General features: G+C 26.4%; 5 protein-coding genes and 1 pseudogene. 1 reads left to right on the forward strand and 5 read right to left on the reverse strand.

Annotation, left to right across the window (positions count from 1 at the left end; all coding sequences use genetic code 11):
• Positions 1-127: 127 nt before the first annotated feature.
• Positions 128-6,363, forward strand: a pseudogene (locus tag BT993_RS04115) (OmpA family protein).
• A 174-nt stretch (positions 6,364-6,537) separates the two neighbouring features.
• On the opposite strand, the gene BT993_RS04120 reads toward BT993_RS04115, so the two are convergent.
• The 5 genes from BT993_RS04120 to BT993_RS04140 form a co-directional block, all read right to left on the reverse strand.
• On the reverse strand, positions 6,538-7,230 hold the full coding sequence (locus tag BT993_RS04120; protein ID WP_072593359.1) for a hypothetical protein: 693 nt from the start codon (positions 7,228-7,230) through the stop codon (positions 6,538-6,540).
• The gene (locus tag BT993_RS04125; RefSeq protein ID WP_072593360.1) at positions 7,223-7,933 is read right to left on the reverse strand and encodes an ABC transporter ATP-binding protein; all 711 of its coding nucleotides are present in this window, start codon (positions 7,931-7,933) and stop codon (positions 7,223-7,225) included. The genes BT993_RS04120 and BT993_RS04125 overlap by 8 nt, the downstream gene beginning before the upstream one ends.
• Position 7,934: 1 nt before the next feature.
• On the reverse strand, positions 7,935-8,288 hold the full coding sequence (locus BT993_RS04130; RefSeq protein ID WP_072593361.1) for a GntR family transcriptional regulator: 354 nt from the start codon (positions 8,286-8,288) through the stop codon (positions 7,935-7,937).
• A gap of 71 nt (positions 8,289-8,359) precedes the next feature.
• A complete protein-coding gene (gene holA / locus BT993_RS04135; protein ID WP_072593362.1) occupies positions 8,360-9,247 on the reverse strand; it encodes a DNA polymerase III subunit delta in 888 nt (295 codons plus the stop codon).
• 131 nt (positions 9,248-9,378) lie between these two features.
• Positions 9,379-9,802, reverse strand: a 424-nt coding sequence (locus tag BT993_RS04140; RefSeq protein ID WP_143604208.1) for an IS30 family transposase, incomplete at its 5' end; no start/stop codon positions are given.

A 9,802-nucleotide genomic window follows, 5' to 3' on the forward strand; every position in this document is an offset into this window, starting at 1 on the left:
TGAATATTTACAGATAAATAAATATATATTTTTATATAGCAGTGTTTCAAGATGTGGAACACTGCTATTAATATGAAAATAAATATTTTGATAAAAATAAAGTTTAAAAGGAAATAAAAAAACAAAAATGAAAGATATCAAAGTACAAAAATTAAAAAGTTTTTTAAAAAATAAGGTAAGTATTAATGATAAACTAGTAATTAGATACTTTATTTTAGGAATTGCAGGTTTATCAGCAATGTCTTATGGTTCTTGGTTAGCTATAAATGATAGTACTGGAACTGTTGGTAAATCTGGAGTAACTTCAGAAGATGGAGAAAACAATAGTAAAAATAATGTGATATTAGCTAAATACGAAAATACAAATAATACTTCTAGTTCAGTAGTAATAGGAGCTGGTGGTCAAACTTATGCTAAGGGTTCAGAAAATGTAGTAATAGGATTTAATGCGATTTCAGAAAAATCTCAGAGTGTAGTAATAGGAGCTAACACTAAATCAGATTTACAAAATTCTGTAATTCTTGGTAGTAAATCTTATGTGTATAAAGATCATTTTAACATAGGTAATGGTGTAACAGAAGATGATGGACAAGGAGTTGCAATAGGTAACTCAGTTTATTCAACAGGACAAGCAACATCTATAGGAAATAATACATATGCTATAGGTAGATCTTCTATAGCTATAGGTAATGATGATATAACTGAGTATAAGCAATCTATCACAGATCATGACTATAAAGAATATTTTAAACAACTTTATGAAAAAATAGATGAAAATGGAAATATTTATGGATATGCTAAAAATGGAAATACCAGTAGTGATAATAAGAAAAAAATATATATTCACCAACATTAGCACAAGGACATGGATCAATTGCAATAGGTTCTCGTTCTATAGCCTATGCTGATGGTTCAACTGCATTAGGAACACTTGCTTTTGCTCTTAAGAAAGGGTCAACAGCAGTTGGTACACTAACAAGAGCAGAAGGTGAAGGAGCTATAGCAATAGGTAGAGAAACTAATGTATTTGCAAATAATGCTATAGCATCAGGAAATAAGACATTGGTTCTATCAGAAGGTGGAGCAGCTTATGGTTTATCAGCTATTTCAGGTGGACAAAACTCTATAGCTATAGGAACAGAAGTTTACTCTAATGTTGAGTATGATTATGAGGGGAAAATAAAGTTAAAATCTAATTCAAAAGATGTAAATACAAACCTATTTGGAATGTTAAATGATTATGGAGATGTAGCTTCAAAAGAAGATAAAAGAGGGCTTTATGGTTTTGACTTAAATGGTGTTGCTAAAACTATACTAGGTCTTGGAACAGATACTCCTTTAAGTAATGTAATGGATGATAAAAAAGAAACATATTTAAAAAGTGGAGATTATTTTATAGGGGTTAAAAGCTATATAGATGGAATAGAAAAAGCTTTTGTAGAGGCAAAAGATGATAAGGATGTTAAAACAGATATACTTAAGATAAAAAAAGAAATAAAAAATGGAGTAAAAGATATAGCTAAATCTAGTGGAAAAAATGCCATAGTTGTAGGAAGTAAATCAGGAGCTTTTGGAGATAATGGTATAGCCTTAGGTAGAGGTTCGTTCTCACTTAAAGAAAACTCAATATCAATTGGATCATATTCATTTACAAAAGAAAAAAATTCAATAGCATTAGGGATAGCTGCAAGAGCTTTAGGAGAGGGTTCTATTGCCTTTGGTAATGGTTCTGGAGTAGACATAGATGGTAAAAATTCTATGGTTTATGGTCATGGATCAGTTGCCTATGCACCTAATTCAATAATATTAGGAGTTAATTCTCGTGTTTGGGGAACTTCAAAAGATGGAGATTCTATCATAATAGGTAATGATGCCAACATAAGTGAGTTAAAAGATAGTAGTAATAAAAAAATAGAAGGACATAATGGTAAATCAGTACTAGCATTAGGGAATCAGACTAATGCAACCTTAGATAACTCAGTTGCCTTAAGATATCTTTCAGCAACTGATTATGAAAAATCAGACTTAGATAAATCAGGATACACAGCAAGAGGTTCATATTCTATACCAAGTTCGGCTAAAGTTGGAGTAATATCTGTAGGTAAAAAGGGTTATGAAAGAAGAATAATTAATGTTGCATCAGGGTATAGAGATTCTGATGCTGTTAATGTTGCCCAACTAAAAACACTTGAAGATAGATTAGATGGAGTTACAGAAGAAACAGATGACAAAGTCAGATATTTTTCAGTTAACACTGATAATGATCTAAAAGATATAGCAAGAAAAGAAGTAGATTATAGAAATTATGTAAAACTAAAAACACAAATGCTAACCATAGACGCAAGAAAAAAATCAGGTGAAAACATAAATGATGATAGTGTTAAAGAATTAAAAGCTAAGGTAGAGGATTTAGAGAAAAAAGAAAAGATAAAGGAACATGCTGATAAAATTAAAGCTTTGAGTATAGATGATAGTAAATACAGTCCTAATGGTAAATTTGATATAGATAAATATTTACAAGATTTAGAAAAAGCTAAACAAGAAGATTCATCTGATGATAAAATAAATAGTGTATTGACTATGGAAGAAAAAAATAAAATAGAAGATGCAAATTATTCTAATAAGGGTGCAAAAGGTAAAAATTCTATGGCAATAGGACATAGTGCTAGTACAGATAAAGATAACGGTGAAAATGCAATAGCCATAGGTAATGGAGCAAAAGCAACAGCTAAAAATAGTATAGTTTTAGGAAGTGGATCTAAAAACACAGCAGATGTAAATAAAGCTGGATATGATATTACAGGTTCAAATTCTAATAATGGTGGAGCTTGGAAACCAACTCATGGAGAACTTGCTATAGGTAATGGAGAAACAGTTACTAGAAGAATAACAGGAGTTGCAGCAGGAGAAAAAGACAGTGATGCTATTAATGTTGCTCAATTCAAACAACTTGCTTCTGGATTACTAAAAGATAAATATTTAAAGTTTGTAGGAAATGAAGGTGGGGAAGTACAAGTTGCATTAGGAGAAAAGCTTAACATTAAAGGTGAGGGGATAGTTGCTAATGGAACAGCTATAAATAACATAAAAGTAACAGCAGATTCAAATAATAAAACTTTAACTATAGGACTAGCAGAAGATTTAGTAAATTTAAATATGATAACAACTAAATCTAATGCAAATGGTCAAAAATCAGTTTTATCAACAGAAGGACTTAAAGTTACTGGAAACAATGATAAACAAATATCAGTTATATCTGAAAATGTAGAAGTAAAAAATAGTGCAGATAAGACAACATTATCAGCAGGTAAATTAAAAATCACAGATAAAGATGGAAAAGATGAAAAAATAAATGAGTTAACAAAAGAATCTATAACATTAACAGATAAGAGTAGTGGAAAAGAACTTACAAACACTATAACATCATCTTCAAATGAAATAAAAGATAATGAGAAAAATAGTGTTAAAACAACAGCAGATAAAATAGTTATATCGAAAAATGGAGAAAAAGTAGAAATTACTAAAGATTCTTTAATAGGGGCAACTAAAATCGGTAAAGATGATAATAATAGTTTGATATTTAAAAATGGAAATTCAGAAAGTGCAATGTTAAAAATTGGAGGAAAAGATTTAATATTTACTAAAACAGGAGAGAATATAAAGATATCAAATGTTGCAAATGGAGTAGCTGATAATGATGCTGTAAATGTATCACAACTTAAAAAGTATGTAGATGCTTTAGGTGGAGATGCTAAAATAGATGATAAAGGTAATGTTACAGGACCAACATACAAATTAAAAGCAGGTAAAGATAATACTATGGACTATAAAGATGTAGGAAATGCTTTAACTGCATTAGATAATGCTATAGGAACTTCAACTACTAATATAAAGAATTTAGAAAACAAATCTATATCATTCCAAGGAAATGATAATAACACTGTAAGTAAAAAGTTAGGAGAAACTTTAAAGATACAAGGTGAAGGAACGGTTAATGGAGCTACAGCCAAAGATAACATTAAAGTTACAAAGAATTCTGCTAATGATGGATTAGATGTTAAACTTGCTGAAGATTTAAAGAATCTAAATAGTATAGAAACAAAAGAAGAAAAAGGTAAAAAAACAAAAATTGATACTAATGGTGTAGAAGTTATAAGTAATGATAGTAAAGCTAATCTAACAGCAGATAAATTAACATTTGGACCTAAAGATAATTCAGGAGATAAAACAGAAACAACTATTGAAAAATCAGGGATAACTGTAAAAGGTAAAGATGGAAAAGATTCGGTATCAATAAAAACTGAAAATAATGCAGGAAAAATAACTGTAAATGGAAAAGATGGAAGTCCAAGTATTAAAATAGATGGAGAAAAAGGAACTATCACTGGTCTTAAAGATATAGATCCTAATGAAACAGATGGAAGTATAGCAGTTAATAAGAATTATGTAGATAATCAAATAAAATCAATAGCAAACGGTCCATTTGAATATGAAACAAATGGTGAAAAAGTTGTAAGAGGTCAAGATGGTAAGTTATATAAAGAATCTGAATTAAAGAATTACGATTATAATGAAAAAGAACAAAAATACAAACCTAAAAATAATAATAATGGAATGAATAATCAAGGACCAACACCATTAGAAAATAAAGATGTAACAGTTAATGTAATGCCTAAAAATGGTACACCAATATCAATAGGAAATGTAGCAAGTATATTAGGAGATGATTCAATTACAACAGAAGATAAAGCTTCATCTAAAGTTAAAGAACTAATTGATAATACAAATAAATTATATGAAAATAATAAAAACAAAGTAGCAACAGGAACAGACATAGTAGCCTTAGCCAAAGCAGGAATAAGCTTTGAAGGAAATACCGGTTCAGGAGATAAAATACATAAAAACCTAGGAGAGAAAGTAACTATTAAAGGAGAAGGAACAGATAGTAAGGATGACTTTACTAGTGCAAGTGGAAACATACAAGTTAAATCAGATAAAGATAAAGGTGAATTAACAGTAAAACTATCAGATAAGCTAACTAACATGACTTCATTTGAAACAAAAGAATTAGATGATAATGGAAATAAATCTAAAGTTAAACTAGATAAAGAAGGACTAACTACAATTAATAAGACAGATGATAATAAATACATAATGTCTAAAACAGGACCAAATGGAACTGAAATAGGTAAATATGATGTTAATCCATTAATGAATGGTAATAATAAAGCTCAACCAACTACAAGTGCAAAATATACATTAGAAGGAACAACAATAAAAGATGATAAAGGAAGTTCTAACCTAACATCAAATACATTAACTTTAAAAGATAAAGATAATAAACAAGGAATAACATTAGATAATAAAGCTGAAACTCCAACTATTTCTTTATCAAATAATAAAGGAGAAGAAACAGTTAAAATAGATGGAGGAAATGGAAAAGATAAAGAACCAACAATATCATTTAAAACAGATAATGATAAAGGATTAGGAGTAGTAAAAGGCTTAAGAGATCTAACAGATAATGATCCAGGACATTATGCAGTAAATAAGAGATATGTAGATAATAAATTAAATGGAGCCTTAGGAGGGGTAGCAAATGCAATAGCAGTTGCAAGTATACCACAGATAAATGGAAAGGGACATAATATAGGAGCATCATATGGATATTATGAAGGACATTCAGCCTTTGCATTAGGGTTAAGTGGAATAAATGAAAGAGGAAATGTATTATATAAGGCAAACTTATCATTAAATACAAGAGGTAATGTAGGGATAGGAGCAGGAATAGGATATCAGTTTGGAGGAGATGATGTAAGAAGAGAAGAAGTAATAATAGAAAATAATCCTTCAAATGATATAAGAGATAGATTGATTGAACAAAATGAAAAGTTAATTAATCAGAATAAGAAGTTAGAAGAAGATAATGATAGATTAAGAAGAGAAAATGATAGGATAGGAGATGAGATAAAGGAATTAAGAGAAAGAATAAAAGTAATAGAAAAAATTAAGATGAATGAAGATGACTTATACACACTAGATGGATATAGATTAGGTATACATGAGTTAACAAAGAGCCAAGAAGAGATGTTAATGAATATAGTAAGAGAATTAAATGAGAACTATAAGAATAGGAAGATATATATAACAGGGTATACAGATAATGTATCAGGAGAGGATTTAAATCTTGAGTTAGGTTTAAAGAGAGCAAATGTAGTAGCAAAGAAACTAAGAGAGTTAGGTTTAGATATGAGTATAAGTATAAGGAAGGTAAGTTCATCAGGATATAATAACATAATAGAAACAAATAAGAGTTCAAGTGGAAGATCTTCTAATAGAAGAGTGGAAATTGAGCTAAGATAATTAAAAGGGGCTGTTTTAAATAGATAGCCCCAATTTTTATATATTTATGAAATTTATAGATTTTTATTAATACTGAAGTATTTTTTCTATTTAATGTTTTTAGTATATAATTTATAAGAGATTTTTAAACTTAAATGTTGTAATTTTTGATATATAGAAATTCTTCAATTATTATTATAATTCTAATTTTTTATCTATTAAATATCCGCCTAATGCTATAAATGATATTATAAAAAATGATTGTATTAAAATATCTAATATTAGTGTATCTATTACATGATTATTTGAAAAAATCATTTCAAATCTAAAGTATACAACTGCAACCATTATAAATACGAATACGAATATCCATAAAAGGAACATATTTTTTGACTTAAAAAAATAATGTATTATAGTTATACTTAAATAAATTGTAATAATTGAAAATATAATAAATAAAAGTGATGATACACTAGTTAATAATATATTCTTATTAATAAAATGTGTTAGGATTTCTGTTGATAATCTAAAAGAGAATCCTTCTATCCATAAAATTGAAATAAAATATAACGGTGATAAAATAATAGAAAATATAAAATAAATTATTATTTTACCTAAAAAATATGTATAACCAGATATAGGTAATGAAAAAGTGAAATATCCTGTATCTGAATAAAGATCTTTAGAAAAATTCTTTATATAATAGAAAAGTGTTGAAAAATAAGCAGCTGAAATACATAATCTTGTTATCATTTTAGGCAAAGAATACTCATTAGAGTTTGTGTAGTATAATATTTTTGATACAATTGTTAATGTTATGAATGAAAACAATATTATTGAATTAAATCTCCAATTTCTTTTAAATTCATATTTTAAAAATTTAAGCATTATTATCACCTTCTTTAAATATTTCTTTATATAATTCTTCTATAGTTAAACCACTGTTTTCTCTTAATTCATCTACTTTATATACCTCATCTATTTTTCCATCTTTTAGGAAAGCAACTTCATCAAATATTCTTTCTATATCTTTTATTAAATGAGTAGTAATAAGCATTGTAGAATTTTCTAATACATTCTCTATTATAATATTTAATATTTGATCTCTTGTAATAACATCTACACCTGCTATAGGCTCATCTAGTATAAATATTTTAGCATTTCTTGATAAAGTTAAAATTAAGAAAACTTTCTCTTTCATACCCTTAGATAAAGATGCTATTTCTGATTTGATATTTATTTTCATCTCATCTAAAAGTTTTACTGCTTTATTCATATCAAAATCAAAAAAATCATTATATAAATTCAGTGCTTGATAAACTTTAAGTGAATTATCTATGAAATTTTTATCTGATAGGTAACTAACCATGCTTTTAGTTTTAGTTGATGGTTTTAATCCATTTATTAATACTTCCCCACTACTTTCTTTTGCTAGTCCTGCAATTATTTTTAATAAAGTAGTTTTTCCACTACCATTAGGGCCTAATATTCCAACTATAGTATTTTCTTTTAATGTTAAATTTAAATTATTTAGAACTATGCTATTAAAATATTTTTTATTTAAATTTTTTATTTCTAATACATTTTTCATTTTATTTACCCCTTTCTTTAATTTGAGCTATAATATCCTCATTAGAAAAACCTAAAGAATGCATTTTAGATAAAAATTCATCTAATACATTTCCAGAATGTTTTATAGTTAATTTTTTCAAAATATCTAAATCTTCAGTAACAAAAGTTCCAACTCCTCTTTTAGTTACAGCTATTTTTTGAAGTTCAAGTTCTCTAAATGCATTTACAACTGTATTAGGATTTAGATTAAACTTAATAGAAGCTTCTCTAATAGACATAAATTTATCTCCTGGCTTTAAGTTGCCACTTAGAATATCTGATAAAAATATTTCAAACAGCTGTTTATATATAGGATATTTATTATTAAATTCCATAATTACACCTCCATACTATTATAGTTGTATAATACAGCAAATGTAGAAGAAAGTCAATAATAAAATGAAAATCATTTTAATATTTTTAATATATATGATTCTATCCCATCTTCTAATGGTATTAACCCCGTTTTAATTTTTAAATCTGTTTCAAAGGAAAGTAATATTAATTCTTTTATTCTATCCTTGCTAAAGTTTTTTATAAATTGTATTTTCTTGAATACATAATATGGATTAAGGTTTTTAAAAAATTTATGATTTTCATATTGAGATTTAAAATTATTGTAATTAATATTTTTAATATCTAATATATGTAGTTTATACATAATTTCAAAATCATTACTTAAGGAAGAAAGTAAGGCCATATGTTCTTTTATAGGAAATTCTATCATTTTTTTATTAAGTATATCTTCTGTTAGATTGAAAATAAAAAAATTAGTATTTTTGGATAAAATGGGTTTAATATTATCAAATGAAAATTCTTCGCCATTTAAATATGAACATATTTTATCTATTTCATTTTTTAATGAATAAAAATCTTGCCCTATAATCTCTAATATATTATTACTATCCTTACTATTACACTTTAATCTTTCTTGTATGTATTTTATTAAAACATTCTTATTTTCTCTATCATCTAAAATTTCGTGTACTTCAAAATTATTTAAAAGTTCTTTTATCTTCTTATTTTCCTTGCTTGCCTCATAGTCTATAATTACATCTTTATCATTAAAAGTATTTAAGTTAACATTTTTTATCACATTATTTATATCTTTCACTTTATTTGCATTTTTAAGTATTAAAATAGTCGGTTCACTAAAAAGTGATCCTGCATTTAATTCACTTAAAAATTCAGATACTGTATTTTCATCAAAATACATCTTATTTTTATCGCTATTATTTAATATATTATCTATATAAATTTTTCTTGCACTTTTTCCTGAAATAAAATAGTTCATTTTTACCTCCTAGCAGCCTAATTATATCATAAAATATTATTTAAAGTAAAATTATATGATTTAGGATAAATAAGTTTAAAACTTTTGTATTTATGTTCCCTAAATTCCAAAAGTAAATGTCCAAAAACAACTTAAACAAGATTTAAAAGACATTCATAAACTTCATAAGATGTTGAAGAATTGAAAATTTTTCTAGGATAATTATTCATAAAATTTTCAATAAATTTAACATCTTTTTTTCTTAATTTATTCATAGACCTACCCTTAGGAATAAATCTCCTAATCATCTTATTATTATTTTCATTACTACCCCTCTCATTAGAACAATAAGGGTGAGCAAAATACCACTTAATACCTAAATCAGTAATATACTTAACATTAGAAAACTCAGAACCATTATCAGAAGTAATAGAATGAATTAAATATTTATTACTTTTAATAATCTTTTCAACCTCTTTAATAACATTATCATTAGTCTTAGCATCTAATAAACGAACAATATTAATTCTTGATAATCTCTCAGTAAGAGTCATTATCACCTTAGATTTACCCTCT

This window comes from Streptobacillus ratti (genome assembly GCF_001891165.1).
In the GTDB taxonomy this organism is placed as follows: domain Bacteria; phylum Fusobacteriota; class Fusobacteriia; order Fusobacteriales; family Leptotrichiaceae; genus Streptobacillus; species Streptobacillus ratti.

What these genes read in the sequence shown, in the direction of transcription:
- BT993_RS04120 (WP_072593359.1), bottom strand. Translation starts at nt 7,230, where the DNA reads ATGCTTAAATTTTTAAAATATGAATTTAAAAGAAATTGGAGATTTAAT.
- BT993_RS04125 (WP_072593360.1), bottom strand. Translation starts at nt 7,933, where the DNA reads ATGAAAAATGTATTAGAAATAAAAAATTTAAATAAAAAATATTTTAAT.
- BT993_RS04130 (WP_072593361.1), bottom strand. Translation starts at nt 8,288, where the DNA reads ATGGAATTTAATAATAAATATCCTATATATAAACAGCTGTTTGAAATA.
- holA (WP_072593362.1), bottom strand. Translation starts at nt 9,247, where the DNA reads ATGAACTATTTTATTTCAGGAAAAAGTGCAAGAAAAATTTATATAGAT.